21 protein-coding genes, 1 pseudogene and 1 riboswitch are annotated in these 22,560 nt (G+C 66.4%); of the genes and pseudogenes, 5 read left to right on the plus strand and 17 right to left on the minus strand.

Annotated elements, in window-relative coordinates:
- Positions 1 to 116: 116 nt before the first annotated feature.
- The 5 genes and pseudogenes from NWE53_RS26140 to NWE53_RS26160 form a co-directional block, all read right to left on the minus strand.
- Positions 117 to 1,139 (minus strand): LLM class flavin-dependent oxidoreductase, encoded by a 1,023-nt coding sequence (locus NWE53_RS26140; RefSeq protein ID WP_265052209.1) that lies wholly within the window; start codon positions 1,137 to 1,139, stop codon positions 117 to 119.
- Positions 1,140 to 1,348: 209 nt separating this feature from the next.
- Complete coding sequence (locus tag NWE53_RS26145) at positions 1,349 to 1,798, minus strand: GNAT family N-acetyltransferase (protein ID WP_265052210.1); 450 nt, start codon at positions 1,796 to 1,798, stop codon at positions 1,349 to 1,351.
- 492 nt (positions 1,799 to 2,290) lie between these two features.
- A pseudogene (locus NWE53_RS26150) lies at positions 2,291 to 3,432 on the minus strand (IS30 family transposase).
- 165 nt (positions 3,433 to 3,597) lie between these two features.
- Positions 3,598 to 4,083 carry a peroxiredoxin gene (locus NWE53_RS26155; protein ID WP_265052211.1) on the minus strand — a complete coding sequence of 162 codons (486 nt, stop codon included), beginning with the start codon at positions 4,081 to 4,083 and terminating at the stop codon, positions 3,598 to 3,600.
- Positions 4,084 to 4,131: 48 nt separating this feature from the next.
- Positions 4,132 to 4,995, minus strand: coding sequence for a protein-disulfide reductase DsbD domain-containing protein (locus NWE53_RS26160; protein WP_265052212.1), 864 nt, complete (start codon positions 4,993 to 4,995; stop codon positions 4,132 to 4,134).
- A gap of 258 nt (positions 4,996 to 5,253) precedes the next feature.
- Between NWE53_RS26160 and NWE53_RS26165 the strand changes: the two genes are divergently transcribed.
- Positions 5,254 to 5,865: a YqgE/AlgH family protein gene (locus NWE53_RS26165; protein WP_265052213.1), complete on the plus strand. Its 612-nt coding sequence runs from the start codon at positions 5,254 to 5,256 to the stop codon at positions 5,863 to 5,865.
- A 270-nt stretch (positions 5,866 to 6,135) separates the two neighbouring features.
- Here NWE53_RS26165 and NWE53_RS26170 read toward each other — a convergent pair whose 3' ends face one another.
- The 12 genes from NWE53_RS26170 to coxB form a co-directional block, all read right to left on the minus strand.
- Positions 6,136 to 9,075, minus strand: coding sequence for an EAL domain-containing protein (locus NWE53_RS26170; protein ID WP_265052214.1), 2,940 nt, complete (start codon positions 9,073 to 9,075; stop codon positions 6,136 to 6,138).
- Positions 9,076 to 9,152: 77 nt separating this feature from the next.
- The gene (locus NWE53_RS26175; RefSeq protein ID WP_265052215.1) at positions 9,153 to 9,752 is read right to left on the minus strand and encodes a GNAT family N-acetyltransferase; all 600 of its coding nucleotides are present in this window, start codon (positions 9,750 to 9,752) and stop codon (positions 9,153 to 9,155) included.
- Between the two features lie 6 nt (positions 9,753 to 9,758).
- Positions 9,759 to 11,066 (minus strand): M16 family metallopeptidase, encoded by a 1,308-nt coding sequence (locus tag NWE53_RS26180; protein WP_265055032.1) that lies wholly within the window; start codon positions 11,064 to 11,066, stop codon positions 9,759 to 9,761.
- Positions 11,067 to 11,095: 29 nt separating this feature from the next.
- Positions 11,096 to 12,511, minus strand: coding sequence for a threonine synthase (gene thrC / locus NWE53_RS26185; protein ID WP_265052216.1), 1,416 nt, complete (start codon positions 12,509 to 12,511; stop codon positions 11,096 to 11,098).
- Between the two features lie 71 nt (positions 12,512 to 12,582).
- On the minus strand, positions 12,583 to 13,347 hold the full coding sequence (locus NWE53_RS26190; RefSeq protein WP_265052217.1) for an SURF1 family protein: 765 nt from the start codon (positions 13,345 to 13,347) through the stop codon (positions 12,583 to 12,585).
- Positions 13,344 to 13,718 carry a DUF983 domain-containing protein gene (locus tag NWE53_RS26195; protein WP_265052218.1) on the minus strand — a complete coding sequence of 125 codons (375 nt, stop codon included), beginning with the start codon at positions 13,716 to 13,718 and terminating at the stop codon, positions 13,344 to 13,346. The genes NWE53_RS26190 and NWE53_RS26195 overlap by 4 nt, the downstream gene beginning before the upstream one ends.
- A 146-nt stretch (positions 13,719 to 13,864) precedes the next feature.
- Positions 13,865 to 14,728 (minus strand): cytochrome c oxidase subunit 3, encoded by an 864-nt coding sequence (locus NWE53_RS26200; RefSeq protein WP_265052219.1) that lies wholly within the window; start codon positions 14,726 to 14,728, stop codon positions 13,865 to 13,867.
- A gap of 53 nt (positions 14,729 to 14,781) precedes the next feature.
- On the minus strand, positions 14,782 to 15,393 hold the full coding sequence (locus NWE53_RS26205; protein WP_265052220.1) for a cytochrome c oxidase assembly protein: 612 nt from the start codon (positions 15,391 to 15,393) through the stop codon (positions 14,782 to 14,784).
- Positions 15,393 to 15,566, minus strand: a complete 174-nt coding sequence (locus tag NWE53_RS26210) for a hypothetical protein (RefSeq protein ID WP_265052221.1) — start codon at positions 15,564 to 15,566, stop codon at positions 15,393 to 15,395. Before NWE53_RS26210 ends, NWE53_RS26205 begins: the two co-directional genes overlap by 1 nt.
- A complete protein-coding gene (locus tag NWE53_RS26215; RefSeq protein WP_265052222.1) occupies positions 15,563 to 16,507 on the minus strand; it encodes a heme o synthase in 945 nt (314 codons plus the stop codon). The genes NWE53_RS26210 and NWE53_RS26215 overlap by 4 nt, the downstream gene beginning before the upstream one ends.
- Before the next feature lie 148 nt (positions 16,508 to 16,655).
- Positions 16,656 to 18,287 (minus strand): cytochrome c oxidase subunit I, encoded by a 1,632-nt coding sequence (ctaD, locus tag NWE53_RS26220; RefSeq protein ID WP_265052223.1) that lies wholly within the window; start codon positions 18,285 to 18,287, stop codon positions 16,656 to 16,658.
- Between the two features lie 20 nt (positions 18,288 to 18,307).
- Positions 18,308 to 19,186, minus strand: coding sequence for a cytochrome c oxidase subunit II (coxB, locus tag NWE53_RS26225; protein ID WP_265052224.1), 879 nt, complete (start codon positions 19,184 to 19,186; stop codon positions 18,308 to 18,310).
- Positions 19,187 to 19,531: 345 nt separating this feature from the next.
- Here coxB and NWE53_RS26230 point away from each other — a divergent pair, with 345 nt between their 5' ends.
- The 4 genes from NWE53_RS26230 to gcvH all read left to right on the plus strand — a co-directional run bounded on the left by NWE53_RS26230 (position 19,532) and on the right by gcvH (position 22,560).
- Positions 19,532 to 20,041 (plus strand): invasion associated locus B family protein, encoded by a 510-nt coding sequence (locus NWE53_RS26230; protein ID WP_442864909.1) that lies wholly within the window; start codon positions 19,532 to 19,534, stop codon positions 20,039 to 20,041.
- The gene (locus NWE53_RS26235; RefSeq protein WP_265052225.1) at positions 20,038 to 20,652 is read left to right on the plus strand and encodes a hypothetical protein; all 615 of its coding nucleotides are present in this window, start codon (positions 20,038 to 20,040) and stop codon (positions 20,650 to 20,652) included. Before NWE53_RS26230 ends, NWE53_RS26235 begins: the two co-directional genes overlap by 4 nt.
- Before the next feature lie 74 nt (positions 20,653 to 20,726).
- A riboswitch (glycine riboswitch) is annotated at positions 20,727 to 20,825 on the plus strand.
- A 161-nt stretch (positions 20,826 to 20,986) separates the two neighbouring features.
- Complete coding sequence (gcvT, locus tag NWE53_RS26240) at positions 20,987 to 22,150, plus strand: glycine cleavage system aminomethyltransferase GcvT (protein WP_265052226.1); 1,164 nt, start codon at positions 20,987 to 20,989, stop codon at positions 22,148 to 22,150.
- Positions 22,151 to 22,185: 35 nt separating this feature from the next.
- Positions 22,186 to 22,560, plus strand: coding sequence for a glycine cleavage system protein GcvH (gene gcvH / locus NWE53_RS26245; RefSeq protein WP_265052227.1), 375 nt, complete (start codon positions 22,186 to 22,188; stop codon positions 22,558 to 22,560).

The following is a 22,560-nucleotide window of genomic DNA, read 5'->3' on the forward strand; positions in this document are numbered from 1 at the left end:
GGGAAACGCCGAAAACCCCTCTCCTATGCGGGAGAGGGGCTGCCATGGTTCCAGCGCTTGCTTTTCGGATGCCCGGCTTGATCCGGGATGAAGGCTGGAGGGGGGAGCGTCCCGCCTCAGCGCCAGCCGAGGCCGGGCGCGACGTGCTTCAGGATCGCCTCGATCACATGGGCGTTATAGTCGACGCCGAGCTGGTTCGGGACGGTCAGCAAGAGCGTATCGGCCTCGGCGATCGCCTCGTCCTTGGCCAGCTCCTTGATCAGCTTGTCCGGTTCGGCGGCGTAGCTGCGCCCGAAGATGGCGCGGGTGTTCTCGTCGATGAAGCCGACCTGATCGTCGCTCTGGTCTCCGCTGCCGAAATAGGCGCGGTCGCGGTCATCCACCAGCGCGAAGATGCTGCGGCTGACCGAGACGCGCGGCTGGCGCGCATGCCCCGCCGCCTTCCAAGCTTCGCGATAGGCGCGGATCTGCTTCGCCTGCTGGATGTGGAAGGGCTCTCCCGTCTCGTCGTCCTTGAGCGTCGAGCTCTGCAGGTTCATGCCGAGCTTGGCAGCCCAGACGGCAGTCGCGTTGGAACCGGCGCCCCACCAGATGCGCTCGCGCAGGCCTTCGGAGTGAGGTTCGAGCCGCAGCAGCCCCGGAGGATTGGGGAACATCGGGCGCGGATTGGGCTGGGCGAAGCCCTGGCCACGCAGCACGTCGAGAAAGACCTCGGCATGGCGCCGGCCCATATCGGCGTCGCTCTGGCCCTCAGCAGGCTCGTAGCCGAAATGGCGCCAGCCATCGATGACCTGCTCGGGCGAGCCGCGGCTGAGGCCGAGCTGGAGGCGTCCGCCGGCGATCAGGTCCGCCGCGCCGGCATCCTCCGCCATGTAGAGCGGGTTCTCGTAGCGCATGTCGATCACGGCGGTGCCGATCTCGATCCGCTTTGTCTTCGCGCCGATGGCGGCAAGCAGAGGGAAGGGCGAGGCCAGTTGCCGCGCGAAATGGTGGACGCGGACATAAGCGCCGTCAGCGCCGAGCTCCTCGGCGGCGACGGCAAGATCGATCGACTGCAATAGGGCATCGCCGGCCGAGCGCGTGCCGGATTGCGTCGAGGGCGACCAATGGCCGAACGAAAGAAAGCCGATCTTCTTCATGATTCCAAACCTGCCGGTCACCGCGAGGGCGATCATTCCCCCCGATATAGTGCGGTTCGCGGCAAGGCGCGCGTGCGCTCCTGCACGCTCGCGTCTGCACCGGCGCCATCAGGGCGTCATGCTCGGGCTCGACCCGAGCATCTCCTGAAGGAAAGGCGCCTCTTTCGGCATGAGATTCCCGGGCCAGCCCGGGAACGACGCCTTGCCGCTCAAGCCAAGGGCTGCCGATAGACGATGAAGCCCGATTTGTCGGCGACCTTGTTGTAGAGCTCCTGCGCTTGCAGGTTGCTCTCATGCGTCTGCCAGTAGACGCGGAAACAGTTCTTCGCCCGCGCCATCTCGTTCACGGCCTCGATCAGCTTGCGCCCGACGCCGGTGCCGCGGGCTTCCGGCACGGTGAACAGGTCCTGCAGGTAGCAGATATTGCGCTCGCTCCAGGTCGAGCGGTGGATCACCCAGTTGGTCATGCCGAGCGCCTCGTCGCCGCGCATGGCGATGAAACCGCCCATAGGCTCCTGGCCACCGGTCAGCCGGTCGAAGGTGACGGCGTCGAGCTCCGGCGGCAGCGTCGCCTTGTAGAAGGTCAGGTATCCCCGCCAGAGCGGCGTCCAGGCGGCGCGGTCGGCAGCGGTCAGCGGGCGGATGATGATGTCGGACATGCGGGGTCTCTCCTCCGCCGCAGAAGCTAGCGGGCAGTCCGGCACATGTCTCATGACAAGCCGAGATCGGATCGATCACGTGCGGGAAGAGGGGAGACGGGATGTGGTTGGGATGACGGGCAGTCGGCCCGTTGCGGACCTTAGTCGCGCATCATCAGGACCTATTGGGACGGTTCGCCGAGCCAATCGACAATTAACATCACGAGGCTAACCAGCATGATGACGATGGCCGGCAGCGCGACCCATGGAGCGATAACATCCGCGACAGTGTGCGTCCCGTTACCACCGAAATTCCAACATGCGGTCAATGACGACAACAAAGCGATCAAGCTTGACCAACCTAAAGTTCGGCGCGTTATCTCGAAAGCCCGCTGCTTCATGGAAAGATCTCTCAAATCACCACAACGACTTGTCGTCTCTAGGCGCGTCGTATGATGTCCATCGCGGCCGTTGGTTACAACAACGCGTTAACGTTTGCTATCGACGGCGGGCTCAACTGATCGCCGCAACACACTCGGCGAACTTCTCGGCTGGGGTTTGATAGAGCAAGGTCTTTCTGGGCCGTTCGTTGAGCTGACGGGCGATGGCGCTGAGCTGGGCCTGGCTTTGCAGGGACAGGTCGGTTCCGTGGGGAAGATACTGGCGCAGGAGCCGGTTGGTGTTCTCGTTCGAGCCACGTTGCCAGGGTGACCTGGGATCGCAGAAGTAGACCTCGACGTTCGAAGCGAGGGCCAGCCGCTTGTGGTCGGCCAACTCCTTGCCTCGGTCCCAGGTCAGGGACTGATAGAGTTCGCCTTGATCAGGGCGGTGATGACGCTCCCGGTGTCTTTGTTGGCGACCTTGACCAGCATCACGTAGCGCGAATGCCGCTCGACCAGCGTGGCGACGTAGCTGTTCCGGGAGCCGCCGATCAGGTCGCCTTCCCAGTGACCAGGGACCGCACGATCCTCGACGGAGGCCGGCCTTTCGCTGATGGAGACGGCGTCCCTGATCTGGCCCAGGCCGTTCCGCTTCAGGCTGGCGTGCCGGGAGCGGCGGATCGTTCGCCGGGCCCTCAGGTGGTCCAGCAGTTCCTTCTTCAGCACCCCACGGGTCTGGATGAACAGGCTGCGGTAGATCGTCTCGTGCGACACTTGATTGTGTGGCTCCCGGGGGCAGGTGCGCTTGAGCCAGCCGGCGATCTGCTCGGGCGACCAGTTCCGCTGCAGCTTGCCGGATACTGTCCGGGCCAGACCAGGTCGGCAAGCCAGCTTGCACGGCTTGGGACGCAAGGCCCGGTCCCAGGCCGCCTGATCGGAGCGCGCCGCGCGGTAGCGATCCGGCCCGCCGTTGCGCTGAACCTCGCGACTGACCGTGGACGGTGATCGGCCCAATTGCCGAGCGATCACGCGCAGCGACCGGCGGGTGCTGAGCCCTCGGGAGATTTCCTCCCGCTCGCTGAGAGTGAGCGCCCGCGGCGCCCGCCGCCGGTCTGGAGGCCGAATGCCGCCCGTCGGCGAAAGCACCGAGAACACCGAAGAGGACTCCCGATCGAACCGCCGCCCAATCGAACTCATCGACTCGCCGGCCTTCCAGCGATCCCAGATCTCAGCCCGCTGGGCCGCCGAATAGTAGATCCGCCGCCGCTGCTTCATCACCCACGCTCCATCTCCAAAGGAAAAGTAGCGTGTTGCGATTACCGATTGAGACCACCACCCATTCCTGACATTTGTCGCGTTGAGCGCTTCAACGCCGCCGGCCCAACAAAAAAGCCCGCACGAGACGATCGCGCGGGCCTTGGGACTGCTACCCGGAAAGCCTCAGAGCTGGCCGAGCATCGTCTCGGCGCCGGAGGCGTCGGCTTTGCCCGGCGCTTCCTCGACATTGAGGGACTTCACCACGCCGTCCTCGATCAGCATCGAGTAGCGCTGGGAGCGTGTGCCCATGCCGAAGCCCGAGCCGTCCATCGACAGGCCGATCTCCTTGGCGAAATCGGCGTTGCCGTCCGACAGGAACTCGATGACGCCGGCGCCGCCGCTGGACTTCGACCAGGCATCCAGCACGAACACGTCGTTGGTGGAGGTCACCAGGATGGCATCGACGCCCTTGGCCTTGATCTCGTCCGCCTTGGCCAGGTAGCCGGGCAGATGGTTCTTGTGGCAGGTCGGGGTGAAGGCGCCGGGCACGGCGAAGAGCACGACCTTGCGGCCCTTGAACAGGTCGTCGGTCGTCTTGGCCGCCGGCCCGTCGGCGGTCATGACGCGGAACGTCGCCTGCGGAAGCTTGTCACCCACCTTGATCGTCATTGCGGCTGTTCTCCGTGAAGCCTGCGGCCGAGGCCGCTCGCCCCCGGATTAGGGCCTGCTGGCGGGGATGTCGAGTTCGAGCCGCGTCTCGACGGGCTTGGGCATTCCGCGGATGGTGAAGATGAGGGGGACCGGGCCGGCGGCGCTCTTCGGGCGTTCGTTGATCCGGATCTGGGCGACGACCGTCCCATCGGGCTGCGGCGCCAGCCGGGATTTGCCGAAGGACCACATTCCCGGGCCTTCGGCGAAGATGTCCTGCACCTTGCCATCGGGCGGTGGCTGCAGGACGAGCCGCAACCCTGGATCGACCACGGTGTCGTCGAGCTTCGCCTCGATGATGGAGGTCTTCTCCTTGTGCGTTCCCGGCTTCACGGGCACCGGAACGCGCGCCTCGAAGCTCTCAAGCCGTGGCGACGTCACGGTGGTGACGCCCGGCTCGAGCCAGAGGCTCGCCTCGCCCTTGGCGGGAATGCAGATCTTCTCGCAGACGGCATAGTCGAGCTTGAGCACGACCATCACCGGCCGCGACGGATCGACCGGCTGCACCGAGATCGGGATCACGACCTCGCCGACATAGCCCACGGAATAGCCGGCCGAATCCTGGAAGCGCTCCGGAACCGGCCAGCGCACGTCGAGCCCGCCGATATTGATCGAGCCCGACCAGTCGAAGCTTGGCGGCACGCCGAATTCACCCGGGCTGCGCCAATAGGTCTTGAAGCCCGGCGACATCACGATCTCGACGCCGACGCGCTGCTTTCCGGTCGGGGTCGTGGGGCCGGCGATCAGGCGCAGCTTAGAATGCTCGCTCGTCGACCAGGGCGACGTCGCGGCTTCGGTCGCTGCCTCCTGCGCATGCGCGACGGCGCTCAGCACGAAAGGCGCCATGGCCAGCAGGGAAAAAACTCGGTTCACCGACCCTGCCTTATCCATTGCGAAACCGAAAAGCGAACAAATCCTGCATCTCCCTGCGAAGCCAGCGCCGCCGCGACCGTGCAGTTTCTTGCATAAATGGGGCACAATCGCGTTGCCGGCCGTGTCAGTACGCGCATTCAGCCGAGCCGCACGCGAACGTGATCCATGGCGGTGGCCAAGCCAGGGTCACGCGATCTTGGCAGGCGTGTTCGCATCCAACCCTTGCCGAGACTCCCCGACAACCTCTAGCATGGGCGGATGAAGATCGGCTCACAACCACGCGTCGGCGGCCGCAGCTATCTCGACGGGCAATGCCTGATCGCGATGCCCGGCATGGCCGATACGCGCTTCAGCCGCAGCGTCGTCTATGTCTGTGCCCATTCCGAAGATGGCGCGATGGGCATCATCGTCAACAAGCCGGCCGCCGATACGAGATTCCCGGATTTGCTCGTCCAACTCGACGTCATCCCGTCGGAAGAGATCATCCGCCTGCCGAGCCGCGCCGAGAAGATGCAGGTGCTGCGCGGCGGGCCGGTCGAGACCAAGCGCGGCTTCGTGCTGCATACCGCAGATTTCTTCCTCGAATCGGCGACGCTGCCGATCGACGACGGCATCTGCCTGACGGCGACGCTCGACATCCTCCGCGCCATCGCCGTCGGCAGCGGGCCGGAAAACGCCGTCCTCGCTCTGGGCTATGCCGGCTGGGCCGCCGGCCAGCTCGAGGCCGAGATCCAGTCCAATGGCTGGCTGCACTGCGCCGCCGACCCCGAACTGCTGTTCGACGAGGGCGTCGACACCAAATACCAGCGGGCGCTGAACAAGATCGGCATCGACCCGGCCTTCCTCTCGCGCGAAGCCGGCCACGCCTGAAAACCCCCCGCTCCGGCATTCTCGGCCCTGACCCGAGCATCTTTTCAACCCGAGTCATCTAGGGCGTGCCGATTTGGTGCGGAATCACGCCGTCATCCCGGGCTTGACCCGGTATCCATGCCGGAGCGGGTCTCGTGGATCTTCAGGCATGGATCCCGGATCTCCGCTTCGCTACGTCCGGGATGACCCGCGTTTGACGAAAACGCGGCATGCTCTTGTCCTGCGATCCCCGGGTCTGCGCTTCGCTTTGCCCGAGCATGACGCAGTGGGTCACGCCGCTTCCGTCGCCGCAGCCGTTGCGCCCATCAGGCGGCGCGCTTCGGCCGCCGTCATCGGCTGTCCGAAGATGTAGCCCTGCGCGTATTGGCAGCCGAGCTGGTAGAGCTCGATCGCATCCGACTCGCTTTCCGCGCCTTCCGCGACCACGTCCATGCCGAGATCGGAGGCGAGTTGCACGATCGAGCGCAGGATCACCGGCGGGCGGCCATTGCCCATCTGCCGCACGAAGCTCTGGTCGATCTTGATCGTGTCGAAGGGGAAGCGCTGCAGATAGGACAGCGACGAGTAGCCCGTGCCGAAATCGTCGAGCGACAATCCGGCGCCGAGGTCGCGGATGCGTTGCAGCATCTGCGCGGCATATTCCGGATTCTCCATCACGAGGCTCTCAGTGATCTCGAGCTTCAGCGTGCCCGGCAGCACGCGCCGGCGCCCGAGCACGGTCTTCACGTCATGCAACAGATCGTGGCGCAGCAGTTGCCGGCTGGAGACGTTGACGCTGGCGAAGATCGGCGGGTCGACTTCGAGTGCAGCCTGCCAGGCTTCGAGCTCGCGCGCCGTCTTGTCCATCACATAGACGCCGAGATCGACGATCAGCCCGGTCTCCTCGGCGATGGCGAGGAAGTCCTGCGGCATCAGCCGGCCCTCGCGCGGATGGTCCCAGCGCACCAGCGCCTCGAAGCCCGCGATCGTGCGGTCCTCCAGCCGGACGATCGGCTGGTACATGACCTGGATCTCGCTGCGCTCGATCGCCCTGCGGAGGTCGCTTTCGAGCGCGAGCCGGTCGTTGCGGTCCGTCCGCATCGCCGGCACGAAGACCTCGATCTTGTTGCCGCCCTGGCGCTTGGCATGGGCCATGGCGAGCTCGGCGTTCTTAAGCGCATCGTCCTTGCGTGCGGCCGAAGAGGGATCGAACAAGGCGAGCCCGATCGAGGGCGTCAGCACGATCTCGCGCTCGGCATAGGTGATCGGCGTCGAGACGGCGCGGCGCACGAGCTCTGCCAGCGCCAGGATGCGCTCCGGGTCGCGCTCCGAGACAAGGATCATCGCGAAGGTATCGCCGCCGATCCGGGCGAGCGTGTCCTGCGCCCTCAGCAGCCGTCCGAGCCTGCGGGCCAGCGTCAGCAGGATCGAGTCACCGGCCGAGAAGCCGACCGATTCGTTGACCTGCTTGAAGCGGTCCACGTCGATCACGAGCACGGTCGGGCGGATGTTGTCGTCGGCACGGGTGAAGCCGAAGATCGCGCCGAGCCGGTCCTGGAATAGCTTGCGGTTGGGCAAGCCGGTCAGGTTGTCGTGGACGGCGTCGTGCAGCAGCCGCTCCTGCGCGGTGCGCTGCTCGGTGACGTCCGAGAGCGTGCCAATGACGCGGATGACCTCGCCGTCAGAGCCGAGGACCGGCCGCGCCTTGACGTTGAACCAGTGATAGGCGCCGCTTGCGGCGCGCAGGCGCAGGTCGAGATTGAGCTTGCCGCGCCGCTGCTCCAGCACGGCGTCGAGCGTGACGCGGTAGCGATCGCGGTCGGCGACGTGCATGTGCTCCAGCCATCGTGCCGCGGAGCCTTCGAGCGAGCCCTTGGGCAGGCCGAGCAGCGCCTCGATCTGCGGCGAGACGAAGACCTTGTCGGAACTGACGTCCCAGTCGAAGACGAGGTCGCCCGAACCCGAGAGGGCGAGCGCCCGCCGTTCGGTATCCGAGACCAGGCCTTGCGAGATCGCGCCGCCGGCGAAGGCGTGCTGGATCACGGTGAAGCCGATCAGCAGCACGATCAGCACGAGGCCGCCCAACAAGGCAGGCGCGACCAGATCGCGTTGGAATTGCCCGGTGACGGTGAAGCTCGCCGCCGTGACCCAGACCGCGAGCAGGAACCAGGTCGGGATCAGCATCACCGCGCGCTCATAGCCATGCGTCGCCAGATGCACGACGAGCACAAAGCCGACAGCCGCGACGGCGGCGATCGAGATGCGCGCGATGCCCGAGGCCATCGGCGCGTCGAAGACGGCAAGACCGATCAACCCGGCGAGCCCGAGGATCCAGATCGCCGTGACATGGCCGTAGCGCACATGCCAGCGCGACAGGTTGAGATAGGCGAAGAGGAAGACGAGCAGCGTCGCCGCCAGCACCACCTCGGCGCCGGCACGGTAGATGCGCTCGATCGCAGGCGTGAGCGGGAAGAGACGCTGGAAGAAGCCGAAGTCGAGGCCTGCATAGGCAAGGACCGCCCAGGCGAGCGCCGCGGCGGCCGGGAAGATCACCGCGCCCTTGACCACGAAGATGATGGTCAGGAACAGCGCCAACAGGCCGGCGATGCCGATGATGATGCCCTTGTAGAGGGTCAGCCCGTTGGTCTTCTGCCGGTAGGCTTCCGACTCGTAGAGATAGAGCTGCGGCAGGTTGGGCGACTTCAATTCGGCGACGAAGGTCACGGTCGTGCCGGGGTCGAGCGTGATCAGGAAGACGTCGGCGTCGGGGCTGGCCTCGCGATCGGGTGCGAGGCCCTGGCTCGCGGTCACCGCCTCGATGCGCTTGTCGCCGAGATCGGGCCAGACCACGCCGGAGCCGATCAGGCGGTGGAACGGCGCGACCAGCAGCCGGTCGATCTGCTCGTCGGAATCATTGGTGAGCGCGAAGACGATCCAGTCCGGCCGCGCGCCGGATTCGCGCGCCCTGACCGCGATGCGGCGGACGATGCCGTCCGGCCCCGGCGCGGTCGAGATCTGGATGACGTCGCCGTCGGATTTGTTGCGCTCGACGACATTTGTGAGGTCGATCACCGGCACGTCGACCGGCACGCGCACCGCTTCGACGGCGCTTGCCGGCGTCGCGGCCGCAAAAACAAACCACAGGGCAAGGCCGGCGACGGCGAGGCCGATCCGGAGGATGCGCTCGGAATTGGACAAGCTGTGCTCGGCTATCAGGCGGGAAACGATCATTCGAGTTTGAACGAAAATCCCTATTGGTCGCTCATGGCAAGGGCAAGGCAGAGCGCGGCTGTGGTCAACCGCTGCCGTCACGGCTTCTCTCCGGTCAGCGCATCGTTCGAGAGCACGGCATAGAGCAGGTGATCGGCCCAGGCGCCGTTGATCTTCAGATAGGCGCGCGCCAGCCCCTCATGCCGGAAGCCGACCCGCTCCAGCAGGCGCCGCGAGGGCTCATTGTTCGACAGACAGGCGGCCTCGACCCGGTGGAGCGCAAGTTCGGAGAAGGCGAAGCGCACGGCGCCGCGCACCGCTTCCGTCATATGGCCCCTGCCGGCATGGCGCTTGCCCATCCAGTAGCCGAGCGTGCAGGCCTGTGCGACGCCGCGTCGGATCAGGCCCAACGTCAGCCCGCCGAGCAGCGCTTCCGAATGGGCCTCGAAGATGAACAGCGAATAGGCCTCGTCGCTGGCGATCTCACGCGACGCGCGCTTGGCCCGCAGCCGGAACGAGGCGCGGGTCAGGTCGTCCTCGTTCCAGGTCGGCTCCCAGGGCGTCAGGAACTCGCGGCTTTCGATGCGCAGCACGGCCCAGGCCGAGTAGTCGCTGGCCTGCGGCGCCCGCAGGAAGAGGTTCTGCGTCCGGATCAGCGGGCGGTTTGGCGGCTCGCTCGGGAAACGGAAGAGCGCCATCGCCGTTCAGTCCGCCGCCCGGGCCGCCTGGCGCAGGCGCTTGGCGGCGGGAACGTCCTGGATCGGGCCGATCGCGGCGATGGTCGGTTGGTGGCCGAGCAGCGAGCGGCCGGCGGCGCGCACGTCCTCCAGCGTCACCGCGTCGAGCCGGGCGGCCAGCTCCTCGCGCGGGATCGCCCGGCCGAAGATCAGCACCTGCCGCGCCATCTGCTCCAGCTTGCCGCCGGGGCTCTCAAGTGAAGCCAACAACCCCACCTTCATCTGGGCACGGGCGCGCGCCACCTCGATCTCGCTGACATCCTCGGCCGCCTGGCGCAGGCAGCCGAATGCGACCTCGATCAGCTCGTTGGCATCTTCCGGCGCGGTGCCGGCGCCGATGCCGAAGACGCCGCAGTCGGAGAAGGGCCAGTGGAAGGCGTCGATCGCATAGGCCAGGCCACGCTGTTCGCGCACCTCCTGGAACAGCCGCGATGAGAGCCCGCCGCCGAGCACGGAGGCGAAGATCTGCAACGGATAATGGGCTCCGCCGGTGAAGGGCAGGCCGGGCAGGCCGAGCACGAGATGCACCTGCTCCTCGTCGCTGCCGATCCGGGCTTCCCCGCCGCGATACTCGCCGGCTTCCCGCTCCGGTATTTCGTCAGGCCTGGGCGGTAGGTTCGACAGGTGCTCGCGAGCCAGCGCGACCAGCTCCTCATGGTCCACGGCGCCGGAGGCGGCGAGCACCATGTTTCCCGCATGGTAGTTGCGCGCGAGATAGGCGCGGATCGCATCGGGCGTGAAACCCTTCACCATCTTGGCGGTGCCGAGGATCGGCCGGCCGATCGGCTGGTCGGGGAAGGCGGCCTGCAGGAAGCGGTCGTAGACAAGATCGTCCGGCGTGTCCTGAACGGCCGAGATCTCCTGCAGGATCACGCCTTTCTCGCGCTTCAGCTCCTCCTCGGTGAGGGCGGGCGAGGTCACGATATCGGCGAGGATGTCGACGGCGAGCCCGAGATCGGCGCGGAGCACGCGGGCGGTGTAACAGGTGTATTCGACTGATGTCGCGGCGTTGAGGTCGCCGCCGACGCTTTCGATCTCCTCGGCGATCTGCAGTGCGTTGCGCCGCGCCGTGCCCTTGAACGCCATGTGCTCGAGCAGATGGGCGAGGCCGTGCTCATGGGACAGCTCGTCGCGCGAGCCGGCGCCGATCCAGATACCCAGCGAGACGGTCGCGGCATGCTCCATGTGTTGCGAGACGATGCGCAGGCCGGAGGGCAGGGTGGTCAGCCCGACCTCGGGATCATGGGCACCTTCCGGCCGAGCCGGTGCGGCGATCTCGGCGGCCTCGGCCGGTCCGGTCGCGCTCACGCTGCCGCCCCGCGGACGGCGCGGGCATGCTCGCGCACGAAGGCCTCGACCTTGCCGAGGTCGTTCGGCAGCAGCGTCAGGCGCTCCTTCCGCTCCATCAGATCGGCAAGATGGGCGGGCAGGGCGGGTTCGACGCCGCTCGCCGCTTTCACCGCCGCGGGGAACTTGGCTGGGTGGGCCGTGCCGAGCACGATCATCGGCGTTGCCGGGTTGCGCTTCAGCGCCTGCCGCGCGGCGCCGATGCCGATTGCGGTATGGGGGTCGAGCAGATATCCGGCTTCGGTCCAGCTCTTGCGGATCTCGGCCGCGACCTGCTCCTCGCTCCGGGCGCTCGCGTCGAAATCGCCGCGGATGCGATCGAGCGGCTCTGCCGCGATCTCGAAGCGGCCGGATTGCTGCAGCGACTGCATCAGCCGCCGCACGGCGCCGCCGTCGCGGCCATGGGCCTCGAACAGCAGCCGCTCGAAATTCGAGGATATCTGGATATCCATCGAGGGCGAGGTTGTCGCCGCGACGCCGCGCATCTCATAGGCGCCGGTTTCGAGCGTGCGCGTCAGGATGTCGTTGCTGTTGGTCGCGATCAGCAGCCGCTCGATCGGCAGGCCCATCTGCTTGGCGACCCAGCCGGCGAGGATGTCGCCGAAATTGCCGGTCGGCACCGCGAAGGAGACCTTGCGCGCCGGGCCTCCGAGCGCGACGGCGGAGGTGAAGTAATAGACCACCTGCGCCGCGATGCGGGCCCAGTTGATCGAGTTCACGCCCGAGAGCCCGATCTCGTCGCGGAAGGCGTGGTGGTTGAACATCGCCTTCACGAGATTCTGGCAATCGTCGAAGGTGCCTTCGACCGCGATGGCATGGACGTTCGGCGCATCCACCGTCGTCATCTGCCGGCGCTGCACGTCGGAGACGCGGCCCTGCGGATAGAGGATGAAGACGTCGACGCTCTTCAGCCCCTTGAAGGCGTCGATGGCAGCCCCGCCCGTATCACCGGAGGTCGCGCCGACGATGGTGGCGCGCTGGCCCCGCTGGCCGAGCACCTGGTCCATCAGCCGCCCGAGCAGCTGCATCGCCACGTCCTTGAAGGCGAGCGTGGGGCCGTGGAACAGCTCGAGCACGAAGAGATTGTCGCCAATCTGCGTCAGCGGGCAGACGGCCGGATGCCGGAAACCGGCATAGGCCTGATGGATCATCGCGCCCAGCGCCTTAGGCTCGACATCGCCGTCTGTCAGGGCGCCGAGCACGCGTTCGGCCACGGCAGTGTAAGGCTGGCCCGCGAAGCCGGCGATCTCGGCCGGCGTGAGTTTCGGCCAGCTCTGCGGCAGATAGAGGCCGCCGTCGCGGGCGAGCCCGGTCAGGAGCGCGTCGGAAAAGCTGAGCGCCGGGGCTTCACCCCGGGTGGAGACATGCAACACGATCTTGGCCTCGGTGATCTCAGTCAGATGCTATAGGCCGGTCCGTCGGTTTCGGCAAAACCGTCTAGACGTCAGGCCGGGGCCGAGCCCTTCCGCGCCTGCCAGACCCAGGCCGCGAAGACGCCGAGCAGGGTCAGCGCCAGTCCGAACCAGGTCAGGGCGTATTGGAGATGGTTGTCGGGGATTCGTCCGATCAGCTCGCGCACGTCGACGCCGGCCGGTGGCGTCAGCCCGTCGCCCTCCCGCTCGGCTTCGAGATAGAACGGCGCCGGAGGCAGGCCGAGCGAGGCGGCGATGGCGCCGGGATCGCGCGTGTAAAACTCGCGGATCGACGGCAGGTCATCCGGCGTGAAGGTGTTTCGGATTTCCGGCGCGCGCAGGAAGCCCTTGATCGTGTCGGGGCCGCTGGCCGGGCCGATCTGTCCGATGCGGCTTTCAGGCACGAAGCCGCGATTGACCAGGATGATGCCGCCATCTTCCAGCCGGAAGCCCTGGAACACCCAGCGGCCGAAGCCGGAGAGCTGGCGCGAGCCCGGCGGGCCGGCGGCGATCGTGGTGCGCACGCCGGCGATCGGCCCGTCGACGTAAGCTCCCTTGGCGGCGACGCGGGTCAGGTCGAGCGCGGCGGCATCGAGCTTGGCCCATTCGGCGTTCGCTGGCATCGCAGCCGGCGCGCCGGCAGCCTGCGCCTGCAGCCGCTCGATATAGGCGTGCTTCTCCTGCATGCGCTGGAGCTGCCAGGCCCCGAGCGTGCAGAGGATCGCCGTGCCCACGATCGTCAGGATCGTCGGCAGGATCAGGCCCGGCCTCCGCTCGATTGCGATTTGCGCCGTCACTTCGCGCGTCTGCCTTCCTCGGCCTTGTGGGCGTATTGCAGCGCGACGGCGAGCCCCTTCATCGGCCTGAGCAGCCCGAGGCAGAGGATCAGCGCCAGCGGCAGCCACATCGACAGGTGCAGCCAGATCGGCGGCTCATAGGCGATCTCGACATAGAGCGCCGCGCCCAGCACGACGAAGCCCGCGATCAGCATGATGAAGACGGCCGGGCCGTCGGCTGAGTCCGCGAATTTGTAGTCGAGCCCGCAGGCGCTGCAGCGCGGCTTCAGCTTGAGGAAACCTACGAACAGCGCGCCTTCGCCGCAGCGTGGGCAGCGCCCGGCCAGCCCCGTGGAATAGGGGGAGGGAGGTGTGGGTTCAGGACCGGCCATCGCAGCCTCCCAGAGCATCGGCCCGAAAAGTGGAATGCGGTTTTCGGGAAAGCCGATGCAAAATCAAAGGACCTAAGCAGGAAAGGCGGCCTCGCGGCCGCCTTTCGTCAGACGAGAACCGCGAGGGCGCGGTAGTTGTTCGTGATCTAGTGCGCCGCGGCCGCGTGTCCGCCTGCACCCCAGACATAGATCGCGGCGAACAGGAACAGCCAGACCACGTCGACGAAGTGCCAGTACCAGGCGGCGAACTCGAAGCCGAGATGCTGGTCCGGCTTGAAGTGGCCGAGATAGGCCCGGTAGAGGCAGATCGCCAGGAAGATGGTGCCGATGATGACATGCGCGCCGTGGAAGCCGGTCGCCATGAAGAAGGTGGCGCCGTAGATGTTGCCCTTGAAGGCGAAGGTGGCGTGCGAATACTCGTAGGCTTGGCACAGCGTGAACAGGATGCCGAGGATCACCGTCAGCCACAGGGCCTGCTTCAGGCCGGCGCGGTCGTTGTTGATCAGCGCGTAATGCGCCCAGGTCACGGTCGTGCCCGAGGTCAGCAGGATCAGCGTGTTGAGCAGCGGCAGATGCCAGGGATCGAAGGTCTCGATGCCCTTGGGCGGCCAGACGCCGCCGGTAAAATCGTAGCGGAGATAGTTGATCGTCTCGCCGGAAAACAGGCTGGCGTCGAAATAGGCCCAGAACCATGCGACGAAGAACATCACCTCCGAGGCGATGAACATGATCATGCCGTAGCGGTGGTGGAGCTGGACGACGCGGGTGTGGTGGCCTTCCGTCTCGGCCTCGCGCACCACGTCCATCCACCAGGAGAGCATGGTGTAGAGCACGCCGAGCAGGCCGGCGCCGAAGACGAGCGGGCCGATATGCATGCCGCCCACGGGCAGCGCCTTCATCCACATCACGGCGCCGATCGCCAGCACGGTCGCGCTGGCGGCGCCGACGAGCGGCCACGGGCTCGGATCGACGAGGTGGTAGTCGTGGTGCTTCGTATGGGCCCCGGCCATCTTATTCAGTCTCCGCGTACGGCGTCTTGTCCGCGCTTTTGCTCTAGCGCGTTCTACAGTTTCGAATTGCCCGCGTCACCCTTGACGGAGCCGGCCTTGTCCTCGGCGACGGGCTGGCCCGACTTGGAGGCGAAATAGGTGTAGGACAGCGTGATGGCGTGGACCCCGTCGAGCTCGCGATTCCCAGCGATCTCGGGGTCGATATAGAACACCACCGGCGCTTCGAAGCTCTCGCCCGGCTTGAGCGTGTGCTCGGTGAAGCAGAAGCACTGGATCTTGACGAAATAGGCCGCGCCCTTCTCCGGCGCGACATTGTAGGTCGCGATGCCGGTCACGGTGCGGTCCGAGCGATTCGTCATCTTGTAGAACACGGTCTGCGTCGCGCCGACGCGGACCTTGATCTCCGGGCTCTCGGCCTCGAACTTCCAGCCCAGCCCCGGCGCGACATTGGCGTCGAAACGCACTGCCATCGTCCGGTCGAGGATCTTGCCGGCGCCGGCCGTGCCGACCATCGGCGTGCCGCCGAAACCGGTGACCTTGCAGAACAGGTCGTAGAGCGGCACCGCCGCGAAGGAGGCGCCCAGCATGCCGAAGGCGACGCCGGCGCAGATCAGCGCGGTGCGCGCCGGATTGGCCCTGGGCTTCTCGGGGGCGGGGTTCGTCATCACAGCGGCCGGTTCATGATCGCGGGGCCGGTCTTCACCAGCGTCACCACGAAGAAGAACACCACGAGCCCGGCCAGCACCAGCGCGAGCGCGACGGAGCGGCGGCGGCGGCGCGCCATGTCCTCTGGCGAGAACGGAGCTGGCGCGGGCTGCTTGGGGGGCTGCTCGCTCATCCGATCACCTTCGGCAGGGCCCACATCAGCCCAAGGCCGTTCTCGACGAGCAGCACGGCGAACAGCAGGAAGAGATAGATGATCGAGAAGCCGAACAGGGAATAGGCGGCCTTCACGGCGGGCTGTCCCTCCGTGCGGCGCCAGACGCGGATCGAAAGCCAGATCATGGCGAGGCCGGTGGTCACCGAGACGATCAGGTAGAGCAGGCCGCCGAAGCCCATCAGCGCCGGCAGCACGGCGACGGGAGCCATGAGCAGCGAATAGAGCACGATCTGCCGGCGGGTGGCGGCAGGCCCGGCCACGTTCGGCATCATCGGGATGCCGGCGCGCGCATAGTCTTCGGACTTGACCAGCGCCAGCGCCCAGAAATGCGGCGGCGTCCACAGGAAGATGATCGCGAACAGCACCAGAGAATGCCAGCCGAAGTCGCCGGTCACCACCGCTTCGCCGATCATCGGCGGGAAGGCCCCGGCGGCACCGCCGATCACGATGTTCTGCGGCGTCCAGCGCTTCAGCCACATCGAGTAGACGACGGCGTAGAAGAAGATGGTGAAGGCCAGCATGAAGGCCGCAAGTTCATTGGCGACCAGGCCGAGCACCAATACCGAGCCGATCGAGAGTGTCAGCCCGAAGGCGAGCGCCTCGGAGGCCAGGACGCGGCCCGCCGGGATCGGGCGCTTGGCCGTGCGGCTCATCAGCGCGTCGATATCGGCGTCGTACCACATGTTGAGGCAGCCGGACGCACCGGCGCCGACCGCGATCGCGATCAGCGCGGCGAGCGCGAGGACCGGGTGCACGGAGCCCGGCGCCGTCGCCATGCCGGTCAGCGCCGTCACCACGACGAGCGACATCACGCGCGGCTTCAGCAGCGCAAAGAAATCGCGCGCTTCGCCGGGGGAGGCGGTCAGGCCGTCGGTGCGGGTTTCGAACGCAGCAGACATCTGTCGAATCGTCTTCGTACTCGTGAAACAGCGCCGTCAGGCGCGTGGGTATTCGCGGCGATGATCTTGCCGCCCGTCTCCGGAAAGCCTCGGTCGAGGCTCTCGGGGGAAGGGCGGCGGCGGGCCGGTTGGCCCGCCGCCTGTTGTCTCAGTGGTCCGAGCCGGTGATGCGCGGCAGCGTCTCGAACTGGTGGAACGGCGGCGGCGAGGACAGGGTCCACTCCAGCGTCGTCGCACCTTCGCCCCACGGATTGTCACCGGCGAGCTGCTTCTTCGTGAAGGCGACCACGAGGCCGTAGAAGAAGATCAGCAGGCCGAAGGCGAAGATGTAGGAACCGATCGACGACCAGAAATGCCATCCCGCGAAGGCATCGGGATAGTCCACATAATGACGCGGCATGCCGGCGAGCCCGAGGAAGTGCTGCGGGAAGAACAGCAGGTTCGCACCGATGAAGGCCACCCAGAAGTGCAGACGGCCGATCCAGTCGGGGATCACGTAGCCGCTCATCTTCGGGAACCAATAGTAGAAGCCCGCGAAGATGCCGAACACGGCGCCCAGCGACAGCACGTAGTGGAAGTGCGCCACGACGTAGTAGGTCGCATGCAGCGAGCGGTCGACGCCGGCATTGGCCAGCACCACGCCGGTCACGCCGCCGACGGTGAACAGGAAGATGAAGCCCACCGCCCAGACCATCGGCGCGGTGAAGCGGATCGAGCCGCCCCACATCGTCGCGATCCAGGAGAAGATCTTGATGCCGGTCGGCACCGCGATCACCATCGTGGCGAACACGAAGTAGCGCTGCGTGTTGAGCGACAGGCCGGCGGTGTACATGTGGTGCGCCCACACGATGAAGCCGACGACGCCGATCGCGACCATGGCGTAGGCCATGCCGAGATAGCCGAAGATCGGCTTCTTCGAGAAGGTCGAGATGATGTGGCTGACGATGCCGAAGGCCGGCAGGATCATGATGTAGACTTCGGGATGGCCGAAGAACCAGAACAGGTGCTGGTACAGGATCGGGTCGCCGCCGCCGGCCGGATCATAGAAGGTCGTGCCGAAGTTGCGGTCGGTCAGCAGCATGGTGATCGCGCCCGCGAGCACCGGCAGCGCCAGCAGCAGCAGGAAGGCGGTGACCAGCACGCCCCAGGCGAACAGCGGCATCTTGTGCATGGTCATGCCGGGCGCGCGCATGTTCAGGATCGTGGTGATGAAGTTGATCGCGCCCAGGATCGAGGCCGCACCGGCGAGGTGCAGCGACAGGATGCCGAAATCGACCGACGGGCCGGGGTGTCCGGTCGTCGAGAATGGCGGATAGACCGTCCAGCCGGTGCCGACACCGTGCGCGCCGGGAGCGCCTTCGACGAACATCGAGATGATCATCAGGATGAACGCGGCGACGGTGAGCCAGAACGAGATGTTGTTCATGCGCGGGAAGGCCATGTCCGGCGCGCCGATCATCAGCGGCACGAACCAGTTGCCGAAGCCGCCGATGACCGCGGGCATGACCATGAAGAAGATCATGATCAGGCCGTGGCCGGTGACGAAGACGTTGTAGCTCTGGCCGTTGGCGAAAATCTGCAGGCCGGGCTGCTGCAGCTCGATGCGCATCATGATCGAGAGGAAGCCGCCGACGAGGCCCGCGATGATCGAGAAGATCAGGTAGAGCGTGCCGATGTCCTTGTGGTTGGTGGACAGGAGCCAGCGGCGCCACCCGGTCGGGTGGTCGTGATGGGCCTCGTCATGTCCATGGCCGTGAGCGTGCGGTGCCGCGGTTGCCATCGTCTAGTCTCCTCGGCGAATTACTTGGACGCGGCGGCGAGCTTGCTGCCCGCATCCTCGGCATTGGCGAATTTCTGCTTCGCCTCGGCGAGCCAGGCGGCGTAGCGCTCCTGGCTGACGACGCGGAAGGCGATCGGCATGTAGGCGTGGTTCTGGCCGCAGATGAACGAGCACTGGCCGTAATAGATGCCTTCGCGCTCGGCCTTGAACCAGGTTTCGTTCAGCCGGCCGGGAATCGCGTCGATCTTGATGCCGAAGGACGGCACCGTAAACTTGTGGATGACGTCGGCGCCGGTGACCTGGACGCGGACGGTCTTGCCGACCGGCACGACCGCCTCGTTGTCGACGGCGAGCAGGCGCGGGGCTTCCGCCGCCGCGATCTTGTTGCTGGCGATCGCCTCGGCGCGCTGCTTCTCGTCCAGCATCAGCGAGTCGAAGCCGAAGGCGCCGTTGTCCTGCGCATATTCATAGGACCAGTACCACTGCTTGCCGGTGACCTTCAGGGTCAGGTCGGCCTGCGGCACTTCGAGCTGCAGCTTGAGCAGGCGGAAGGAGGGAATCGCGATGACGACGAGGATCAGGACCGGGATCACGGTCCAGGCCACTTCGAGCAGGGCGTTGTGCGTGGTCTTCGACGGAACCGGGTTGGCCTTCTCGTTGAAGCGGAAGACCACGTAGACCAGCAGGGCGAGCACGAAGAGCGTGACGACGCCGATGATGATGTTCAGCCAGTCATGGAACCAGTGGATGAACTCGGCGACCGGGGTCGCCGCACCCTGCAGGTTCATCTGCCAGGGCGATGGCATGCCGGTGCCGGCGATGGCCGGGACAGTCGCCAGCGCGGCGACGGCAAGGGCCGTGGCGGCCGCTGTTGCAAAGGTCCTGCTCAGAAATCGCATCGATCCGACATGCTCCTCAATCGACCTGCATGGGAACCGACCGGCTTTGCCCCACGCACGAAGGGGCGACCGCGAAGTCGCCTCGTTCTTCGGGATTGCGATAAATCAAAGATCGCGCTTACGCCAGAGGGGCAATGAAGAGGCGCCCCGACATCTGTGCGGCATAATCGCGCGAGGTCTTGACGGAAGCGGCTGGACACGCCCGTGCCCGCCTTGACAGGGCCCTGCCTGCATGGTCCCAACGGATTTTATGTGAAGAGCGGTGGGATTCTCTCGCACGGTCGGCGTTTTGCCTGAATCTTGCGCTTCTGCTGCAGTGACGAGTCGGTTTGGAGGATGGCACGGATGATGAGGATCATCGGAGCGGCAGGCGCCTTGGCGCTGGCGCTGCTGGGGACGAGTCTCACCGCCGGCTCCGCTTTCGCGCAGGGCGCGGTGCGTTCGACACATGGCGATTGGCAGATGCGCTGCGAGGTGCCGCCGGGTGCCAAGGCGGAGCAATGCGCACTCGTCCAGAACGTCGCCGCCGAGGACAGGCCGAATTTGACGCTGCTGGTCATCGTGCTGAAGACGGCCGATCAAAAGAGCCGGCTCCTGCGTGTCGTCGCGCCGCTCGGTGTGCTGCTGCCGTCCGGTCTCGGCCTGAAGATCGACGACAAGGATATCGGCCGCGCAGGTTTCGTGCGCTGCCTCACCACCGGTTGCGTCGCCGAGGTCGTGATGGACGACAATCTGCTCGGCCAGCTCAAGGGCGGCAAGAGCGCGACATTCATCGTATTCCAGACGCCGGAAGAGGGGGTGGGCGTGCCCGTCTCGCTCAACGGCTTCGGCCCCGGCGTGGAGGCGCTGCCTTGATCGACCAGACTTTGACTGCGAGCCGCTGGTTTGCCCTGCCGCTGCTCTGCCTTGGCCTTGCCGGCTGTGGATCCTCTTCGTCCTCGTCGGGCCAGCCGAGCACGGCGCAGACGATCGGCAACGTCCTCATGTTCCAGTCGACGAAGCCGCCGGCGCCGGATCAGCTGCCGAAGGAGGAGAATGACGGTCAGTCCATCTGTCCGGAGGTCATCGTCGCCGATGGCGGTGCCGCGGTTCGCGCACAGGCCGGGCAGGACAGCAGCGGCCTGCGCTATCAGATCTCGATCACCAACGTCGCGCGCGAATGCACATCGACAGGCAATGGCGGCTTCCGGCTCAAGGTCGGTGTCGAGGGGCGCGTGCTTCTCGGCCCCGCCGGCGGTGCGGGAAGCTACGGCGCCACGCTGACGACGACGGTGTCGCGCGGCACGACGACTGTCGCCCGCCGCGCCTCGCGCGTCGGCGGCACGATCTCGTCCGGCCAGGGCGGTGTCGATTTCTCCCATGTCGAGGACGGCATCGTGGTGCCGGCCGGCAGCGGCGATGTCGAGATCATCGTGGGCCTGGGCCAGGGCGGCGCTGTCACTCCGGCGCGCAATCGCCGTCGATAAAGGCGGCTTTGCCGTGAAAGAGGGCGGCGCGCCGATTGACTAAGGCCGCGCCTCCTGTATCTCTGCCCCAGCCGCATATCCCCGCGGAAGAGACCGGGCCTGATCCGTCAGGGCCGGCGCCGAAGGCGCAACCGCCCCGGAAACGCTCAGGCAACAAGGACCGCTGGGGATTTGGCGCTCTGGAAAGCGGCGGGAAGCGATTCCCGCCCACCGACGGGTGTAACTCGTCCGGCCTCACGGTCTGGCGGGGAAATCTCTCAGGTCCCAAGACAGAGGGGGCGCGTTCCGGGCGATGCCGTCCGGAGCTTGCGCTCGACTCTGGGAGGGGCATGCCATGGCTGCCGAGGCACTTGAGGCCACAACCGACAATGCCGGCGCGCCTGCGCCGCTGAAGACGCCGCTTCATGCCCGCCATGTCGCGCTCGGCGCGCGCATGGTGCCCTTCGCCGGCTACGACATGCCGGTGCAGTACCCGGCCGGCATCCTGACCGAGCACAACTGGACACGCGAGAAGGCCGGGCTCTTCGACGTCTCGCATATGGGCCAGGCCTTCCTGATCGGCCCCGATCACGAGACTACGGCCAAGGCGCTGGAAGCGCTGATTCCCGCTGACATCGTCAATCTCGCCGCCGGCAAGCAGCGCTATTCGCAGCTCCTCAACGAAGAGGGCGGCATCCTCGACGACCTGATGGTGACGCGCTCGCTCGATCCCGACGAGGATGGGGCGCTCTATGTCGTGGTCAACGCCGCCTGCAAGGATGCCGACTACGCCCATATCGAGGCGCGGCTGCCGGCCAATGTGAAGCTGGTCAAGGCCGAGCATCGCGGGCTGATCGCGCTGCAGGGGCCGGGCGCCCAGGCGGCGCTAGCCGCCATCGCTCCGGAAGCGGCCGAGATGGGTTTCATGACCTCCCGCACCATGAAGGTCGCGGGCATCAAGGCCAATGTCAGCCGCTCCGGCTATACCGGCGAGGACGGCTACGAGATTTCCGCCGCCACCAACAAGATCGGCGAAATCTGGGACACGCTGTTGCTCGATGCCACGGTGAAGCCGATCGGCCTTGGCGCCCGCGATTCGCTTCGGCTCGAAGCCGGACTTTGCCTTTACGGCCATGATATCGATACCACGACGTCCCCGATCGAGGCCGCGCTCAACTGGTCGATCCAGAAGCGCCGCCGCGAGGAGGGCGGTTTCCCCGGCGCCGCGCGCATCCAGCGCGAGCTGGCCGAGGGTGTGTCCCGCATCCGCGTCGGCCTGCTGCCCGAAGGTCGCGCTCCGGCCCGCGAAGGCACGGAGATCGCGACACCAGACGGCGAAGTCGTCGGCACCGTGACCTCGGGCGGCTTCGGCCCGACGCTGAACGGCCCCTGCGCCATGGGCTACGTCGCCAAGGCCCATTCCGCACCGGGCACGAAGCTCAACCTGATCGTGCGCGGCAAGCCGCTGCCCGCCGTCATCGCGCCCATGCCCTTCGTGCCGAACGGCTACAAGCGCTGAATCGTTTTTCCGAGATATTTCGCCAGGAGGAGACCATGGCAGAGACCCGTTACAGCAAAGACCACGAATATATCCGCATCGAGGGTGACGTCGGCACCGTCGGCATCAGCGACTACGCCCAGTCGCAGCTCGGCGATGTCGTCTTCGTCGAGCTGCCGGCCGTCGGCAAGGCGCTGGCCAAGGGCGGCGAGGCCGCCGTGGTCGAGAGCGTCAAGGCCGCCTCGGAGGTCTATGCCCCGGTTTCCGGCGAGGTCGTCGAGGTCAATGGCGAGCTCGAAGCCACGCCCGGCACCGTCAACGAGGACCCCGCCGGCAAGGGATGGTTCCTCAAGCTGAAGATCAAGGACGCGGGCGAGCTCGACGGGCTGATGAACGAGGCCGAGTACCAGGATTACGTCAAGACGCTTTGA

Origin of the sequence: Bosea sp. NBC_00550, from assembly GCF_026020075.1 — a bacterium.
Lineage (GTDB): Bacteria > Pseudomonadota > Alphaproteobacteria > Rhizobiales > Beijerinckiaceae > Allobosea.